The organism is Pseudescherichia sp., assembly GCF_031987975.1.
Taxonomy (GTDB): Bacteria; Pseudomonadota; Gammaproteobacteria; order Enterobacterales; family Enterobacteriaceae; genus Pseudescherichia.
The window spans coordinates 1-16,308 of record NZ_DALZYX010000015.1 but is presented as its reverse complement, the minus strand read 5'-3'; the positions used below and the strand labels follow the sequence as shown (position 1 = coordinate 16,308).

The following is a 16,308-nucleotide window of genomic DNA, read 5'->3' as shown; positions in this document are numbered from 1 at the left end:
ATGTTCCGATGGATGCTAAGCAGACGCGGCAGGGCGTACTACTCGCTCTTGCCGCTTATTTTATTTGGGGTATCGCACCGGCGTACTTCAAGCTGATCGACTACGTTCCCGCCAACGAGATCTTTACTCACCGGGTCATCTGGTCATTTTTCTTTATGGTGGTGCTGATCAGCGTCAGCCGCCAGTGGTCACGGCTCAAAAACCTTCTACGCACGCCGAAGAAAATCCTGCTGCTGGCCCTTTCGGCGGTCTTGATCGGCGGTAACTGGCTGCTATTTATTTGGGCGGTCAATAACCATCACATGCTGGAAGCCAGCCTCGGCTACTTTATCAATCCGCTGGTAAATATCCTGCTGGGGATGATCTTTCTTGGCGAGCGCTTCCGTCGCATGCAGTGGCTGGCGGTGATCCTTGCTGGCTGCGGCGTACTGGTGCAGCTCTGGACGTTTGGTTCACTGCCGATCATTGCCCTGGCGCTGGCGTTCAGCTTTGCCTTCTACGGCTTGGTGCGTAAGAAGATTGCCGTTGATGCCCAGACTGGCATGCTGATAGAGACCCTGTGGCTACTGCCGGTCGCCGCCGTCTGGCTATTTGGCATCGCTGACAGCCCGACCAGCCATATGGGAAATAATCCGTGGACGCTCAACGTGATGCTGATGGCGGCAGGCGTGGTGACCACTATCCCCCTGCTCTGCTTTACCGGTGCGGCTACCCGTCTGCGCCTCTCGACGCTGGGCTTTTTCCAGTATATCGGCCCGACGCTGATGTTCCTGCTGGCGGTCACCTTCTATGGTGAAGTACCGGGCATGGATAAGATGGTGACCTTTGCCTTTATCTGGGTGGCATTAGCCGTATTCGTGATGGACGCTATCTATACCCAGCGCCGGATGCGGAAGATGTAATGACGTCGGGTGGCGCAAAGCCACCCGATCTGGAACGATTACAGCCAATTTTTGCGTTTAAAGTAGAGGTACGGTGCCAGGCCAGCGAGCATCATAAAGACGATCGCGCCCGGGTAGCCAAAGCTCCAGTGCAGCTCCGGCATAAACTCAAAGTTCATCCCGTAGCTGGAGGCCACCAGCGTCGGCGGCAGGAACACCACCGAGACCACCGAGAAGATCTTAATGATGCGGTTCTGCTCAATATTGATAAAGCCCATCGCCGCCTGCATCAGGAAGTTGACCTTCTGGAACAGGGACTCATTATGCGGCAGCAGGGATTCGATATCGCGCAGGATCTCGCGAGCCTGTTCCAGCTGGCTACCCGGCAGGCGCGCTTTACGCACCAGGAAGTTCAGCGCGCGCTGGGTATCCATCAGACACAGACGTACCTTCCAGCCGATATCCTCCTGCTCTGCTAGCGCTGAGAGCGCCTCGTCATACTCATCGCCCTGCTGGCCTTCCATAATGACGCGGCTCAGCTTCTCCAGGTCGCTGTAGATGTTCTCAATCTCATCCGCCAGCTGTTCGATTTTGGTTTCAAAGAGATCGAGCAGCAGCTCGTAGGCGTTACCGTCAACCATTGCCTGGCTGCGGGCGCGCATCCGGTAGAGGCGAAACGCGGGCAGCTCACGCTCGCGCAGGGTAAACAGGCGGCCGTCACGAATAGTGAACGCCACCGTGGAGTTACCGGCGTGATCCTCTGCATCTTCAAAGAAGAAGAAGGAGTGGATATGCAGCCCGTCCTCATCCTCAAAGAAACGCGCAGAAGCCTCGATATCCTCCAGCTCAGGACGCGTTGCCAGGCTCTGACCAAGGTCCGTCTGCACACGGTTACGTTCATCGTCATCCGGCTCGACCAGATCCACCCACACCGCATCGATCAGGGTAGGTGCCTCTTCAACCTCGAGACGGGTGAGACGGTTATTTTCCAGTTGAAATGCGCTCAACATGACCGGGACTCCCAATACAAAAAATTATCGGACAGTTCGGTGGGCACACAGAAACAAATTGGGTTTCAGACCATTAAACAGCCTGACTCAGCGCGACGGGAATTATTGCCGCTGACAACCACTAAGGCCATCAGCGCGAGGAGATAGCCTTAGGAGTTGTTCCTGAATGACAGGGAATTGAGCCAGCATCTACTGGGTGTGTCCAAGGCGAATGTCCTCTTAGCGTGATCGTGCGCGCATGTTACGCCAGCTAAAATATGGCGTCAACACGCAACGGAACGCTGAAGAACAATAATTGGCCTTCAGCGTTTAAGGGTAGCAGAGTGTTACAAAATAGTGATATTTTTCTGAAAGTTACACTTCTTCCAGCCGTGCGTAAGCGGCCACCAGCCATTTGATCCCCTGGCCCTGGAAGGCCACCTGCAGACGGCTGTGCTCGCCGCTGCCCTCGAGGTTAACGATGGTACCTTCGCCAAATTTCGGATGGCGCACGCGCTGGCCGAGCTTGTAGCCGGAGTCGTTCTGCGCCACCGGGGTGCCCATACGCTGATGGTTTACCGGGCGGCTGATGCTGGCACGCAGACGTACCTCTTCCACACAGTTTTCCGGCAGCTCGCCGATAAAGCGCGATGGACGATGGTAGACCTCTTTGCCGTATAGACGGCGGGTTTCAGCATAGGTTAACGTCAGCTTCTGCATAGCGCGGGTTACGCCCACGTAGGCCAGACGACGCTCCTCCTCCAGCCTACCGCCCTCGTCAAGGGACATCTGGCTAGGGAACATTCCCTCCTCCATGCCGACGATAAAGACCTGCGGGAACTCCAGCCCTTTTGCCGAGTGCAGGGTCATCAGCTGCACCGCATCCTGCCAGGTATCGGCCTGCCCCTCGCCCGCTTCCAGCGCCGCGTGGGAGAGAAACGCCTGCAGCGGCATCAGATCTTCGTCTTCATCGTTGTAGCTGAACTGGCGCGTGGCCGTCACCAGCTCCTCTAAGTTTTCGATACGCGCCTGGCCCTTTTCGCCCTTCTCCTGCTCATACATCATCCACAGGCCGGAGTCCTTGATCACCCGGTCGGTCTGCACATGCAGCGGCATATCGGCGGTCTCCTGGGCCAGGGCGTCGATAAGCTCAAGGAAGCGCTGGAGGGCGCTGGCGGCGCGTCCAGCCAGGGCACGCTCCTGCAACAGCTCGCGGCTGGCCTGCCACAGAGTGAGCTGCCGGTCGCGCGACGCCTGGCGCACCACGTCCAGGGTGCGATCGCCAATACCACGCGTTGGCGTATTGACCACGCGCTCAAAGGCCGCGTCGTCGTTGCGGTTAGCAATCAGGCGTAAATAGGAGAGCGAATCTTTGATCTCCTGGCGTTCAAAGAAGCGCATGCCGCCATAGATACGGTACGGCATGCCGACCTGTAGCAGGGCCTCTTCCAGCACGCGCGACTGGGCGTTGCTGCGGTAGAGAATGGCACACTGCTCCAGCGCGCCGCCGCTCTCCTGCCAGGTCTTGATGCGGTTAACCACGAAGCGTGCTTCATCGAGTTCGTTGAAGGCGCAGTAGAGCGAAATCAGCTCGCCTTCGAGACCCTCAGTCCAGAGCTTTTTCCCGAGGCGACCGTTGTTATTCTCAATCAGGGCGTTGGCCGCGCTGAGAATGTTGCTGGTCGAGCGGTAGTTTTGCTCCAGGCGGATGGTCTCTGCGCCGGGGAAGTCGTTGAGGAAGCGCTGGATGTTCTCTACCTGTGCGCCGCGCCAGCCGTAGATGGACTGGTCGTCATCGCCAACGATCATCACCTTGCCGGTATCGCCTGCCAACAGGCGGATCCAGGCGTACTGAATGTTGTTAGTGTCCTGGAACTCATCCACCAGGATGTTAGTAAAGCGCTCGCGGTAGTGGTTGAGAATATGCGGCTTGTTAAGCCATAGCTCGTGGGCACGCAGCAGCAGCTCGGCGAAATCCACCAGTCCGGCGCGATCGCACGCCTCCTGGTAGGCCTGATAGACCTTCTGCCAGGTCTGCTCAACCGGGTTACCAAAGCTCTGAATATGATGCGGGCGAATGCCCTCGTCTTTCTGGCCGTTGATGTACCACATCGCCTGGCGCGGCGGCCACTGCTTCTCGTCGAGGTTCATGGCCTTGATCAGCCGACGCAGCAGGCGCAGCTGATCCTCGCTGTCGAGGATTTGAAAATCCTGTGGCAGGTTGGCGTCCAGATGATGGGCGCGCAGCAGGCGGTGCGCCAGCCCGTGGAAGGTGCCGACCCACATACCGCCCTGGGTAGTGCCCATCAGCTGACCGATACGGTGGCGCATCTCCGCCGCCGCCTTGTTGGTAAAGGTTACCGCCATAATTGAGTAGGGCGAGCAGTTCTCTACGCTCAGCAGCCAGGCGATACGGTGAACCAGCACGCGCGTCTTACCGCTGCCTGCCCCCGCCAGCACCAGCATATTGCTACGCGACGCGGCAACGGCGTCACGCTGTTTATCATTAAGGCTGTCGAGTAGGTAAGAAACGTCCATTGGCACCGCCGGAGAAGAGGGGCCGTACAAGACCCCTGTTAATATATACAGATTCTCTGGTGATTATATCAGCGAGGTCAGAGATGCCAACCGGGAAATTTCAACGTGGGGCAATAAGCGGCTGTCGGAGGTGTGCATCAGATCGGCGCTTTTCGGTTTGATCCAGCAGGCCTGCATTCCACAGCGGATCGCGCCCGCCACGTCGGTGGTGAGGTCATCACCCACGTGCAGGATCTCCCCCAGCGGCAGGGAGAGCTTCTCCGCTGCCAGATGGTACATATCCTGATAGGGCTTCGAACGCCCGTCAGGCCCGGCGCGCAGCACAAACTCAAAGTAGTCGCCAAGGCCAAACCGCTCCGGCTGCGCGTTGCCGTTGGTGATCGCCACCAGCGGCCACTTTTCGGCCAGCGCCGCCAGCGTATCGTGCGTTGCCTGCGGGACGTCGATCCGGCTACGCCAGATCGCAAAGTTTGCCATCGCCGCCGTGGCTCCCTCCTCCGCCTCTTCCGCGCTCAGGCCCGCATCCAGCATGGCCCGCTCTACCGCACGCCGCCGCCACTCCGTGACGTCGTGGTAGATATCCGGCTCGCTTTCCCGCAGCGCCTGGCGCAGGCGGTGAAAGTCGCTATTCTGCAGATGGTTTAGCGAGGGGTGATAGTTCTGCACAAAGGTCAGCGACTCATGCTCGGTGCGCAGGATCACTTCACGGTTATCGTACAGGGTGTCATCAAGATCAAAGGTCAGCGCGGAGATCTGACCCAATGGGCGGTAAAAACGCATTATTTCCCCCGTTTAGCGCGTGGATGCGCCGCGTCGTACACCGAGGCAAGGTGTTGAAAATCGAGATGGGTATAGATCTGCGTGGTGGATAAGTTCGCATGGCCCAGCAGCTCCTGCACGCCGCGCAGGTCGCCGCTCGACTCCAGCATGTGGGTGGCAAAGGAGTGGCGCAGCTTGTGCGGATGCACGTGGCTGTTCAGGCCCTGCCTGATGCCCCACTCGGCAAAGCGCTTCTGGACGTTGCGCGCTGAAATACGCTTGCCGAGCTTCGACAGGAACAGCGCATCCTCATCTGTACCAAATAGCCCGCGCAGATCCAGCCAGTGTTCAACCCAGATCATCGCGTTGCGGCCTATCGGCAGACGGCGCTCCTTGCTGCCTTTTCCCAGCACCCACACCTCACCGGTGTCGAGATCGAGATGGCGGATGTCCAGATTCACCAGCTCCGACAGACGCAGGCCCGCGCCGTACATCACCTCCAGCATCGCCCGGTCGCGCACCGCCAGCGGATCGTTGAGATCGATATCCAGCAGGCGGTTAACGTCGTCAACGTCGATATTTTTCGGCAGGTGGCGCGGCGCTTTTGGCGCGGATATGCCCTTTGCCGGGTTGACGGCCAGCTCACCCTGGCTTACCAGCCAGTCAAAAAAACTGCGCAGGGCCGAGAGCCGCAGCGCCAGGCTGGCTGCCCCCAGCCCCTTACGTCGGCTTTTAACGGCGAAGCTGCGCACCACGGCAGCATCGCACTGCGGCCAGCTTTTTACGCCGCTCTCATCCGCCAGCGAAATAATGGCAGCGAGCTGACGCTCATAGTTCAGCAGGGTGATCGGGCTTAGCTGCCGCTCGACGCTTAGGTAGCGCAGAAAGCGGGTTACCAGCGGCTGCAGCGGCGAGTCGATCATATCCGTTCGATCCAGCGTGCCAGCAGTTCAGGCAGCATTGCCGCGACTTCCTGCAACAGCTGAGTGCCCTGATCCGGATGGTAGTGAGTCACATCCCGGCTGCTGAAAATGATCACTCCCAGATCGCCATCGTGGCCCATCATGGAGAGCGCCACGGAGCCGATAGCGCGAGCCTCCGGGAGCAGGAGCAGCAGCTCAGGCCCGTTAAGCGGTCCCAGATAGTGATTCTCCTGGCCCAGGCGCTGAATACGCAGCGGCTCAAAGGCCTGGCGGCTCAGCGCCAGATGGGTAAAGTCAGAGGGCGCGCCGATGCGCCAGCGATCGGAGAACAGACGGATGCTGGCACCTGCCAGGCCCATCTCTTTTGCCCAGCGCTGGAAACGCACCAGCAGATCCTCAAGGCTGCTGGCTGAGGCCATCTGTCCCTGCAGACGCAGCAGGCAGGAGAAGAGATCTTCGTTACTGCTCGCCTGCTCCATCAGCAGGGTCATGTTCTCTTCCAGCACGTTGATATGGTTGCGCGCGCGCACCATCTGCCACTCAACCAGCGATACCGCGCCACGCACCGGGTGCGGAACCTCGATCATCTGCACCGCCTGCGCGTTGCGGATAAAAAACTCAGGATTACGCAGCAGGTAATCGACAACCTCGCGATCGGTAAGTTCGGCCAGGGCCGCCTGCTGCTCTTCCTCAATGTGCTTCATAGATGAATAAATCCGTCGTAGACGTGTGTTGCCGGGCCGGTCATAAACAGCGGCTGGCCCGGACCCTTCCAGGCAATATCAAGACGGCCGCCTGGAAGCTCCACGCGTACCTCTTCTGCCAGTAAACCTTGCTGGATCCCTACGGCCACTGCTGCACATGCGCCGCTGCCGCAGGCCTGGGTCTCACCCGCCCCGCGTTCAAAGACGCGCAGACGAACATGTTCGCGCTTAACAACCTGCATAAAGCCAATGTTGGCGCGTTCCGGGAAGCGCTCGTGGCTCTCCAGCACCGGACCCAGCGTTTCGACCGGGGCGGTATCGACATTGTCTACCTGAATCACGCAATGCGGATTCCCCATCGAAACGACGCCGCACAGAATGGTCTGTTCAGCAGCGCGCATGATATAGGTTTTTTCCGCTTTGTTCGCGCGAAACGGAACGGCGGCAGGATCAAAGTTCGGCTCGCCCATATTAACGCGTACCAGCTCATCTTCCGTGACGCTCAGCACCATACGGCCATTGGCGGTACTGACGCGGATATCGCGCTTGTTGGTTAGCCCCTTCAGCCGTACAAAGCGAGCAAAGCAGCGTGCGCCATTGCCGCACTGGGACACCTCGCTACCGTCGGCGTTATAGATCCGGTAGTGAAAATCGAGATCCGGATCGTAAGGCGGCTCAACGATCAGCAGCTGATCGAAGCCAACGCCCAGATGACGATCCGCCAGCCGGCGGATCAGCTCGGGTGAGAAAAAGACATTCTGCGTTACCGCGTCTACGACCATAAAGTCGTTGCCAAGGCCATGCATTTTAGAGAACTGCATCATTGACTCCATTGCACAGGGACAGAATGTTACCGTCAGTAAATAACCTGGGTCGGGCCATCAGCGGTGCCGCGATCGTTACGCGCTGGCGTAGTCGTCTGGGCCGGATTGTCCACTTTCTTCGTTGGCGGCGGAGCAGATTTGTCAGCCGGCGGGAAATAGAGAGGTCCCTTCAAACCGCAGCCCGTCAGGCTAAACAGGGTCAGAAGTACCGCCAGCGAACGAAAAACGTTTTTCATTATGGTTGCCTGTAAGTTCATGCTTTATGGTTTCTATCATCGCAGGAGAGGGCGCAAAAGCAAGAGTTTGCACGCCGCCTGCAATGGGAATTATTTCGCGTTATACTGCCGCCATCACGATCAGAAGGAAAAAAAATGAACGACTCTGAATTTCACCGCCTTGCCGATGGCCTGTGGCAGAACATCGAAGAGCGCCTGGATAGCTGGGACGGCGACAGCGATATCGACTGCGAAATTAACGGCGGCGTGCTGACCCTGACCTTTGAAAACGGCAGCAAAATTATCATCAACCGTCAGGAGCCGCTGCACCAGGTCTGGCTGGCCACCAAACAGGGCGGCTACCACTTCGATCTGAAAGGCGACGCGTGGATCTGCGATCGCACCGGCGACGATTTTTGGGATCTGCTGGAGCAGGCGGCAACGCACCAGGCCGGCGAACCGGTGAGCTTCCGTTAATAACGGCTTCGCGCGCTCGTAGGCCCGGTAAGCGCAGCGCCACCGGGCATTACGTCAGCAAAATGCCTCAGGAAAAATAGTGCTGCAGCAGCGGCGCGTCGTTGTTTGGACTGGCCGGAGGCGGCACGCCAATCGCCTGGTTGCGGAACGGGATCACCTGCGCGCGCCCATCAACTTTCACAATCTGATAGAACTGCGGCAGATTGAAGTTGATAAAGCTCGAGCCGTAGGTAAAGCGATCGTGGGATGAAGAGTAGAAGCGGCTTACGTCGCGCACCAGCTCCTCTTTACTGCCTTCGCAGTGATGGTACACCTCTGCCCGGTTGCTCTCATCCAGAATGTAGATGTTAAAGCCCGTCTCATCGCCCGACTCTTCAAAGAAGAACTGAATGATCCCTTCGCTGGCAAAACCGTCCACCACCGGCGGCAGCTTGACCTGGTTGGTCTCTACCTGAACCGACAGGCCGTGCAGCTTGTTGTGGGAGATCGCCCCGTAGAACTCAATGGCATTCTCCAGCTTCTGCACCGATACGTTCAGACGCTCAAAGAACAGTCCCCAGGTCTGCCCGGCAACGCGCAGCGCTTTAAAGCGTCCGGTCTCCTGACGCGTACTGGAGAGGCGCAGCTCAATGCACTCTGACACCAGCTGCTGCACGCGGGTACGAATCAAACCGCGCAGGTGCTGGCTATAGCAGAACACCTCCACGCTATCCGGCGGTGCGGCGTCCTGATGCATCTTGCCCAGAATGGTCTTCAGCGCCTCAATCATCGCCTGCTCGCCGTTGAAATGCAGGGTACGCACCTCGTTCCACGAGTTGCGGTAGAGCAGATCGACACTGCCGACCAGGCAATTTTGCTGCTCGCCGAAGCTGAACACGTCCAGCTTGCGGAAGTCAAAATGGACCACCTGATTGCGGAACGCCGCCGTCGGGTCGTACTCCAGATTAACGATAATCGCCAGATGACGAATTTCACACGGGCTGTAGAGCGCCTTCGGCGTTGGCGCGGGTAGGCGCAGCGGGAAGTGGTGCGACACGTCGGCCACCATCTCCTGCAGCTTCGCCAGATCGACAATGCCGTTGCCCTTGATAAACAGGTGCGTGCGCGACGTCAGCAGGCCATTAAACCACGCCCACGCCACCAGCTTGTTGAGATAGCGGTTATACTCCAGCGGCTGCTGGCTGATAATCGAATCCATGCTCGGGGCGCGGTTATAGAGATACCAGCCGGAGCGGTTGGCCCGGCCCGGCGGTACATGGATAAAGGTCAGGTTCGGCTCAGAGAGATCCGGCGAAATTTGCGGGTTCACCAGCGTCACTTTGCCCGGCAGCGCTTCAAACGCGGCATACAGCTTACGTGTCAGCACGCCGATATCCTGCGGACTGGCGGAGACGCTGAGGTTGTTACGGCGTGCAAAGCGGATAAGGTTGCGGTAGCTCTGCATCATGGCATCGAGCAGTTCGTTATGCGCTTCGCGCACCTGGCCGATTTTCCAGTTGGCGCGGTTATCAAGCATGGCGAGGCGCGCTTCGTCCCAGCCCCACTCCTTCACCAGCGAGCTGACCACTTCACGCCGCCAGCCCACGCAGGCGCGCTCGCGGCTCAGCTTTTCACACACTTTTAGATAGAAACATCGACGCACCAGATCGAGGCGCGTGAAGTCCTCGATCGCCGTCAGGTAGTGGGTAACGCGCTCCAGCATCATGCAGTAGTGATCGAGACCAAAGGAGACGATCTCCCCGTCGTGCAGCCGCTGTTTAATATCTTTTGCCAGCAGGCGCGTGTTCGGGTACTCCCAGGAGTAGGCCTCCAGCAGCAGCGTTTTCAGCACCGCTTTATAAGGGGAGTCGATGCTTTTGTAGAGCTGCCACAGGCTAGCCCCGAAGTACTCCTCCGCCGACAGCGAACTCAGCCCGCCCAGATCCAGCCACTCGTTTGGCGTCAGCACACCCTGAGCGTACAGCGACATCACGTAGTCGTCGTAGTTGGCCTCTTCATCGCCTGGGACCATGTTCCACAGAATACGTTTCCCGGCCAGACGCACGGCGGTGCGGTAGAACTCATCGAGCAGTAAAATATGTTGGGTAGAGCCGCAGTCTTCCCCACCGAGGCTGCCGCTTTCGTTATGGCGGAAGCGGTTCTCGTCGATCAGGAAGAAGCTCACCTCTACGCCGAGCGAGGCGGCCCAGCTCTCCAGCAGGCTGCATTTACGCTGTAATAGCTGGCGCTCGTCGTTGTCGAGCCACGACTGATGGCACACCCAGATGTCGAGATCGGAAGAGCTGCTCTGCCCGACCGACGAGGTACTGCCCATGGTATAGAGTCCGGTGATGGGCAGTTCGCCTTTGGGCGACTCCTGTACCGGCAGGCCACGATTCAACTCCAGCTCGTTAAGGTAGCGGAGCTGGTTTTCATCAGGCGCGTAGAGGCAGATGCCACAGGGAACGTTACCGTCAAGGTAACCCGGCATCAGCGGATGATGATAATGCAATAATGTAGGCAGCAGACTGTATACCTGCTGGAAAGCAGGCCCCATAGCGGCCAGTGCGCGATCGACACGCAGTTGGTTTATGGCATCCAGTCTCTGTTTCAGAGTCTCAATATAGAGGTACAAGACGTATCGCCTGATGTTTTAAACCTTTCCGTAGCGCCATGCTGACAGAAACGTCGGCAATCGCGGTCCGGTTCAGATTTATAGTATTACAAAGATACCCGTCACCCTTTTTCGTCCTTATGATTGTGTGAGTACAGACGAAAAAATGGTCTAAAACGTGATCAATTTAACACCTTGCCGATTGACCGTAAAGAAAGATGCGCTACATACAAGTGTAGCACCGTTCGTTACGTGTAAATCCCAGAATACGGCCTCTTGGCATGCTTGCGCAATCACCCGTGAAAACTGACACCCTAAGACAACAGTGTTAGGATGGTCGATGGACGATAATGACGGTAACAGTATGCCAGACACTATTTTAAGAATCGCCACACGCCAAAGCCCCCTTGCGCTCTGGCAGGCACACTATGTTCAGCAGCGCCTGATGGCCTGCCATCCGGGTCTTAACGTTGAGCTGGTGCCGATGGTCACGCGCGGCGATGTGATCCTTGATACCCCGCTCGCTAAGGTCGGCGGTAAAGGCCTGTTCGTTAAAGAGCTGGAGCTGGCCCTGATTGAGGATCGTGCCGATCTGGCCGTTCACTCCATGAAAGACGTGCCGGTCGAGTTTCCGAAAGGTCTGGGTCTGGTGACCATCTGCGAGCGCGAGGATCCTCGCGATGCCTTCGTCTCTAACCATTACGAGAGCCTGGACGCCCTGCCTGCGGGCAGCGTGGTTGGCACGTCAAGTTTACGCCGCCAGTGTCAGCTGGCCGAGCGCCGCCCGGATCTGCAGATCCGCTCCCTGCGCGGCAACGTCGGCACGCGGCTGGGCAAGCTCGATAACGGCGACTACGACGCCATTATTCTGGCCGTTGCCGGACTAAAACGCCTCGACCTTGAGTCGCGCATTCGCGTGGCGCTGCCGCCGGAACTCTCTCTGCCCGCCGTGGGCCAGGGTGCGGTAGGTATTGAGTGCCGTCTGGACGATAAACGCACCCGGGCGCTGCTTGCCCCTCTCAATCATGATGATACCGCCCTACGCGTTAAAGCCGAACGCGCGATGAACACGCGGCTGGAGGGTGGCTGCCAGGTGCCTATTGGTAGCTATGCTGAACTGGTCGCGGGTGAAATCTGGCTGCGTGCGCTGGTGGGCGCACCGGATGGCTCGGTAATGGTGCGCGGTGAACGGCGCGGCAAGCCGGAAGAGGCAGAGCAGCTGGGCGTGTCCCTCGCTGAAGAGCTGCTGGCTAATGGTGCGCGCGAGATCCTGGCCGAAGTCTATAACGGAGAAGCGCCTGCATGAGTATCCTGGTCACCCGCCCCTCCCCCGCTGGGGAGGAATTAGTGAGCCGTCTGCGCGCACTGGGAAAGGTGGCCTGGAGCTTTCCGCTGATTGAATTTACCCCCGGCCGGGAGCTGGCGACGCTGCCTGACCGCCTTGCCGCTCTGACGGCTAACGACCTTGTCTTTGTGCTATCGCAGCATGCAGTGGCCTTTGCCCATGCGTATCTCCAGCATCACGGCCTGCCCTGGCCGGTTGCGCCCCGCTATTTTGCTATCGGTCGCACGACCGCGCTGGCGCTTCATACCGTAAGCGGCGTCAATGTACGCTATCCGGTGGATCGGGAAATTAGCGAAGTGTTGCTACAATTACCTGAATTACAAAATATTGCAGGTAAGCGTGCAATGCTGTTACGTGGCAACGGTGGGCGCGAGCTGTTAGGCGATACGCTGGCAGCACGCGGTGCTGATGTCACATTTTGTGAATGTTATCAACGTAGTGCGAAGTTTTATGACGGCGCGGAAGAGGCAATGCGCTGGCAGACTCGCGGAGTCACTACCCTCGTGGTGACCAGCGGCGAGATGATCCAGCAACTTTTCTCCCTGATTCCGGCCTGGTATCGTGAAAACTGGTTACTTCGCTGCCGTCTGCTGGTGGTAAGCGAACGTCTGGCGCACCTCGCCCGGGATCTGGGCTGGCAGGATATTCAGGTCGCTGATAACGCTGACAACGATGCGCTGCTGCGCGCATTACAATAACTCTCATAATGGGAAGCCATAATGACGGAACAACAGAACTCCTCTGCCGAGGTTGAAGAGACCAGGGAGGCCGTGGATACCACGCCACAGCCAGAAAAAGCTGAGAAGAAGGATCGCGCCAATAAGACCAGCCTTGCGCTGAGCGCGATTGCCATCGCCATTGCACTGGCGGCTGGCGTGGGGATTTATGGCTGGGTGAAACAGCAGACCTCAACGCAGACAGCAACCAGCGACGCGCTGGTAAGCCAAATCACCGCCCTGCAAAAGGCGCAGGAAGCGCAAAAAACGCAGTTTGAAGGCATTATCAAACAGCAGAGCGAGGCCCTGGCCACGGCAGATCGCCAGCAGGCCGAGCTGAATAAGCAGCTTGATGAGCTGTCGCAGAAAGTTGCGACCATCTCCGGAACCGACGCCAAAACCTGGCTGCTGGCGCAGGCCGATTTCCTTGTGAAGCTGGCCGGTCGTAAACTGTGGAGCGATAGCGACATCACCACCGCCGCCGCGCTGCTGAAAAGTGCCGATGCGAGCCTGGCCGATATGAACGATCCGAGCCTGATCGCGGCCCGCCGTGCCATCACCGACGACGTAGCCAGCCTCTCCGGCGTGGCGCAGGTGGATTACGACGGCATCATTCTGAAGGTTAATCAGCTCTCCAACCAGATCGACAATCTGCGCCTGGCGGATAACAACGACGATGATACCCCGATGGATAGCGACAGCGGTGAGCTATCCAGCTCGCTGAGCGAGTGGCGGGTAAATCTGCAAAAGAGCTGGCATAACTTTATGGATAGCTTTATTACCGTCCGCCGCCGCGATGAGACCGCGGTCCCACTACTCGCCCCGAACCAGGATATCTACCTGCGGGAAAATATCCGTTCGCGCCTGCTGGTTGCCGCACAGGCCGTGCCGCGCCACCAGGAAGAGACCTATAAACAGGCTCTGGATAACGTCTCCAGTTGGGTACGCGCCTACTACGATACCGATGACGCCAGCACCAAAGCGTTCCTCGAAGAGGTGGACAAGCTCAGCCAGCAGAACATCACCATGGAGGTGCCGGATTCACTGCAAAGCCAGCCGATCCTGGAGAAGCTGATGCAGACGCGCGTGCGTAACCTGCTGGCACAGCCAGCGGCGGCAGCGAATGACGCACCGCCGGCCGACGCACCGGCCGCTGCGCCGCAGCAGGGGGAATAATTATGCTTAAAGTATTGCTCCTCTTTGCACTGCTGCTCGCCGGTATCGTTGTTGGCCCAATGGTGGCCGGACATCAGGGCTACGTGCTGATCCAGACCGATAACTACAATATCGAAACCAGCGTGACGGGGCTGGTGATTATCCTGATCCTCGCCATGGTGGTACTGTTTGCCGTTGAGTGGCTGCTGCGCCGTATTTTCCATACCGGCGCACGTACCCGCGGCTGGTTCACGGGCCGCAAACGCCGCCGCGCCCGCAAACAGACCGAGCAGGCGCTGCTCAAGCTGGCCGAGGGCGACTACCAGCAGGTTGAAAAGCTGATGGCGAAGAACGCCGATCACGCCGAGCAGCCGGTGGTTAACTATCTGCTAGCCGCTGAAGCCGCTCAGCAGCGTGGCGACGAAGCCCGGGCTAACCAGCATCTGCAGCGCGCCTCTGAGCTGGCCGAACACGATCCTATTCCGGTGGAGATCACCCGTGTACGCCTGCAGCTGGCACGTAACGAAAACCATGCGGCACGCCACGGCGTGGATAACCTGCTGGAAATTACGCCGCGCCATCCGGAAGTGCTGCGTCTGGCCGAGCAGGCCTATATCCGTACCGGGGCATGGAATTCCCTGCTGGACTGCATTCCGTCTATGGCGAAAGCAGGCGTCGGTGATGAAGCGCACCATGAGGCGCTGGCCCAGCAGGCATGGATTGGCATGATGGATCAGGCCCGGGCCGAACGGGGCAGCGATGGCCTGAAGACCTGGTGGAAGCATCAGAGCCGCAAGACCCGCCATCAGGTCGCGCTTCAGGTCGCCATGGCCGAGCATCTCATTGAGTGTGACGATCACGATACCGCGCAGGAGATCCTCCTCGATGGGTTGAAACGTCAGTATGACGATCGTCTGGTCCTGCCGATCCCGCGTTTGAAGACCAATAACCCGGAACAGGTAGAGAAAGTGCTGCGCCAGCAGATTAAAACTCAGGGCGATCGTCCGCTGCTGTGGAGCACCCTTGGTCAGTCGCTGATGAAGCACGGTGAGTGGAAGGAGGCGAGCCTGGCATTCCGCGCCGCGCTGAAGCAGCGTCCGGATCCGTTTGACTATGCCTGGCTGGCCGATACTCTTGATCGTTTACAGCAGCCTGAAGAGGCAGCAGCCATGCGCCGTGACGGCTTGATGCATACCCTGCAGAACAATCCCCCGCAGTAAACCCGCCATAAAAAAACGCCCGCTCTGAAACCAGAGCGGGCATTAAACAGGTCTGCGTGACAACAAATTGGTGCTTCACTCAACGTTGTGTCCATGGTGTTTGATGAGGCCGGAGCGACATCTGTCTGTGGACGATAAGCACCATTAAACGGCTCTGCGTCATTCCTGAGTTTATGAGGCCTGGCGGCGAGCATAAGAGATGGAATGAGCATCTACAGGTATATTATTGCACAACCCGTGCCACATTTTCACTCTCAAAACTAGCGGGCTGTATTCATTTAGGAATTATGGAAGGCGTCACGAAATCGCACTAAATGAGGCCGGAAAGTGAAGGAAGATCGATAAAAGCGTCGCCGTACAGCGACGAATATACGTGCTAATTAATAACCCAAATAAAAACAAAATCTTATCTGTCTCTTTCTGGCGACGCCCCGGGTCATCTTCTGTCTGTAAGTACGCTCGCCCCTCCTCTATTTTGCACCTTGTAGCAAGGTAATGTCCTGTACCCTCTATTTAAGACTGCCTGATGTATATCCTCTAAAAACTGAATGGGTAAAACAAAATGAGCGATCCAACCGCCGCAACCGGCACGCCAGTGGTCAGCGTACATGATAACCGGGGGCTGGCCGTGCGCGCCCTCAACTGGAACCATGACAGCAGTGCCGACCCGCTGCGCCTGCTGGTCAGCCATACACAGGCGGATGACGCCAGCCGGATAGCAACACACCGTGACCCACGCCTGTTTGCCGCCTGGACCGCCGACAGCACGGCTCCGGCAAACCTGCGCACCACGCTCTCGCTGGCAGGCCAGGTGCTGCGGCGCGAAAGCACCGACAGCGGCGAACAGGTGATGTTGTCTGATGCCGCAGGCCGTCCGGTGTGGATCCGGGACGGGCGCGGCACGGTGCAAACTGTGGCGTATGACGAGCTGGGACGGCTGGCGAGCGGCAGCGAGCAGCTCTCGGGTCA

The 16,308-nt window shown here is 58.4% G+C and carries 15 protein-coding genes and 1 pseudogene; 7 read left to right on the top strand and 9 right to left on the bottom strand.

Going from position 1 to position 16,308, the window contains the following annotated elements:
* Window positions 1-8 precede the first annotated feature (8 nt).
* Entirely contained in the window at window positions 9-902 is an 894-nt protein-coding gene (gene rarD, locus RTN40_RS19650; RefSeq protein WP_312229874.1) for an EamA family transporter RarD, read from the top strand.
* 38 nt (window positions 903-940) lie between these two features.
* Here the strand turns inward: rarD and corA are convergent, their stop codons facing one another.
* From corA to lptM, 8 genes are all read right to left on the bottom strand, one after another.
* Window positions 941-1,891 (bottom strand): magnesium/cobalt transporter CorA, encoded by a 951-nt coding sequence (corA, locus tag RTN40_RS19645; RefSeq protein ID WP_222889085.1) that lies wholly within the window; start codon window positions 1,889-1,891, stop codon window positions 941-943.
* Window positions 1,892-2,040: 149 nt separating this feature from the next.
* Window positions 2,041-2,097 carry a YsgD/CorL family protein gene (ysgD, locus tag RTN40_RS21040; protein WP_353621329.1) on the bottom strand — a complete coding sequence of 19 codons (57 nt, stop codon included), beginning with the start codon at window positions 2,095-2,097 and terminating at the stop codon, window positions 2,041-2,043.
* 148 nt (window positions 2,098-2,245) lie between these two features.
* Entirely contained in the window at window positions 2,246-4,408 is a 2,163-nt protein-coding gene (gene uvrD / locus RTN40_RS19640; RefSeq protein WP_312229873.1) for a DNA helicase II, read from the bottom strand.
* A gap of 63 nt (window positions 4,409-4,471) precedes the next feature.
* Entirely contained in the window at window positions 4,472-5,188 is a 717-nt protein-coding gene (gene yigB, locus RTN40_RS19635; protein ID WP_312229872.1) for a 5-amino-6-(5-phospho-D-ribitylamino)uracil phosphatase YigB, read from the bottom strand.
* Window positions 5,188-6,090: a tyrosine recombinase XerC gene (gene xerC, locus RTN40_RS19630; protein ID WP_312229871.1), complete on the bottom strand. Its 903-nt coding sequence runs from the start codon at window positions 6,088-6,090 to the stop codon at window positions 5,188-5,190. Before xerC ends, yigB begins: the two co-directional genes overlap by 1 nt.
* A complete protein-coding gene (locus tag RTN40_RS19625) occupies window positions 6,087-6,794 on the bottom strand; it encodes a DUF484 domain-containing protein (protein WP_103821732.1) in 708 nt (235 codons plus the stop codon). Before RTN40_RS19625 ends, xerC begins: the two co-directional genes overlap by 4 nt.
* Window positions 6,791-7,615 carry a diaminopimelate epimerase gene (gene dapF, locus RTN40_RS19620; RefSeq protein ID WP_312229870.1) on the bottom strand — a complete coding sequence of 275 codons (825 nt, stop codon included), beginning with the start codon at window positions 7,613-7,615 and terminating at the stop codon, window positions 6,791-6,793. Before dapF ends, RTN40_RS19625 begins: the two co-directional genes overlap by 4 nt.
* 35 nt (window positions 7,616-7,650) lie before the next feature.
* Entirely contained in the window at window positions 7,651-7,854 is a 204-nt protein-coding gene (gene lptM, locus RTN40_RS19615; RefSeq protein WP_312229869.1) for an LPS translocon maturation chaperone LptM, read from the bottom strand.
* Between the two features lie 135 nt (window positions 7,855-7,989).
* Between lptM and cyaY the strand changes: the two genes are divergently transcribed.
* Window positions 7,990-8,310, top strand: coding sequence for an iron donor protein CyaY (gene cyaY / locus RTN40_RS19610; RefSeq protein WP_312229868.1), 321 nt, complete (start codon window positions 7,990-7,992; stop codon window positions 8,308-8,310).
* Between the two features lie 67 nt (window positions 8,311-8,377).
* Here the strand turns inward: cyaY and cyaA are convergent, their stop codons facing one another.
* Complete coding sequence (gene cyaA / locus RTN40_RS19605) at window positions 8,378-10,924, bottom strand: class I adenylate cyclase (RefSeq protein WP_312229867.1); 2,547 nt, start codon at window positions 10,922-10,924, stop codon at window positions 8,378-8,380.
* Between the two features lie 343 nt (window positions 10,925-11,267).
* Between cyaA and hemC the strand changes: the two genes are divergently transcribed.
* The 5 genes and pseudogenes from hemC to RTN40_RS19580 all read left to right on the top strand — a co-directional run.
* On the top strand, window positions 11,268-12,209 hold the full coding sequence (gene hemC, locus RTN40_RS19600; RefSeq protein ID WP_312229906.1) for a hydroxymethylbilane synthase: 942 nt from the start codon (window positions 11,268-11,270) through the stop codon (window positions 12,207-12,209).
* The gene (hemD, locus tag RTN40_RS19595; RefSeq protein WP_312229866.1) at window positions 12,206-12,946 is read left to right on the top strand and encodes a uroporphyrinogen-III synthase; all 741 of its coding nucleotides are present in this window, start codon (window positions 12,206-12,208) and stop codon (window positions 12,944-12,946) included. The genes hemC and hemD overlap by 4 nt, the downstream gene beginning before the upstream one ends.
* Before the next feature lie 21 nt (window positions 12,947-12,967).
* On the top strand, window positions 12,968-14,140 hold the full coding sequence (gene hemX / locus RTN40_RS19590; RefSeq protein ID WP_312229865.1) for a uroporphyrinogen-III C-methyltransferase: 1,173 nt from the start codon (window positions 12,968-12,970) through the stop codon (window positions 14,138-14,140).
* 2 nt (window positions 14,141-14,142) lie between these two features.
* Complete coding sequence (gene hemY, locus RTN40_RS19585; protein WP_312229864.1) at window positions 14,143-15,339, top strand: protoheme IX biogenesis protein HemY; 1,197 nt, start codon at window positions 14,143-14,145, stop codon at window positions 15,337-15,339.
* A gap of 562 nt (window positions 15,340-15,901) precedes the next feature.
* Window positions 15,902-16,308: pseudogene (locus tag RTN40_RS19580) on the top strand (RHS repeat protein); the annotation flags it as partial.

Bases quoted from the DNA above. Each gene is read 5' to 3' on its own strand.
- cyaY (WP_312229868.1), top strand. From the start codon at position 7,990: ATGAACGACTCTGAATTTCACCGCCTTGCCGATGGCCTGTGGCAGAAC.
- hemX (WP_312229865.1), top strand. From the start codon at position 12,968: ATGACGGAACAACAGAACTCCTCTGCCGAGGTTGAAGAGACCAGGGAG.
- lptM (WP_312229869.1), bottom strand. From the start codon at position 7,854: ATGAAAAACGTTTTTCGTTCGCTGGCGGTACTTCTGACCCTGTTTAGC.
- hemC (WP_312229906.1), top strand. From the start codon at position 11,268: ATGCCAGACACTATTTTAAGAATCGCCACACGCCAAAGCCCCCTTGCG.
- hemY (WP_312229864.1), top strand. From the start codon at position 14,143: ATGCTTAAAGTATTGCTCCTCTTTGCACTGCTGCTCGCCGGTATCGTT.
- hemD (WP_312229866.1), top strand. From the start codon at position 12,206: ATGAGTATCCTGGTCACCCGCCCCTCCCCCGCTGGGGAGGAATTAGTG.
- xerC (WP_312229871.1), bottom strand. From the start codon at position 6,090: ATGATCGACTCGCCGCTGCAGCCGCTGGTAACCCGCTTTCTGCGCTAC.
- yigB (WP_312229872.1), bottom strand. From the start codon at position 5,188: ATGCGTTTTTACCGCCCATTGGGTCAGATCTCCGCGCTGACCTTTGAT.
- corA (WP_222889085.1), bottom strand. From the start codon at position 1,891: ATGTTGAGCGCATTTCAACTGGAAAATAACCGTCTCACCCGTCTCGAG.
- uvrD (WP_312229873.1), bottom strand. From the start codon at position 4,408: ATGGACGTTTCTTACCTACTCGACAGCCTTAATGATAAACAGCGTGAC.
- rarD (WP_312229874.1), top strand. From the start codon at position 9: ATGGATGCTAAGCAGACGCGGCAGGGCGTACTACTCGCTCTTGCCGCT.
- dapF (WP_312229870.1), bottom strand. From the start codon at position 7,615: ATGCAGTTCTCTAAAATGCATGGCCTTGGCAACGACTTTATGGTCGTA.
- RTN40_RS19625 (WP_103821732.1), bottom strand. From the start codon at position 6,794: ATGAAGCACATTGAGGAAGAGCAGCAGGCGGCCCTGGCCGAACTTACC.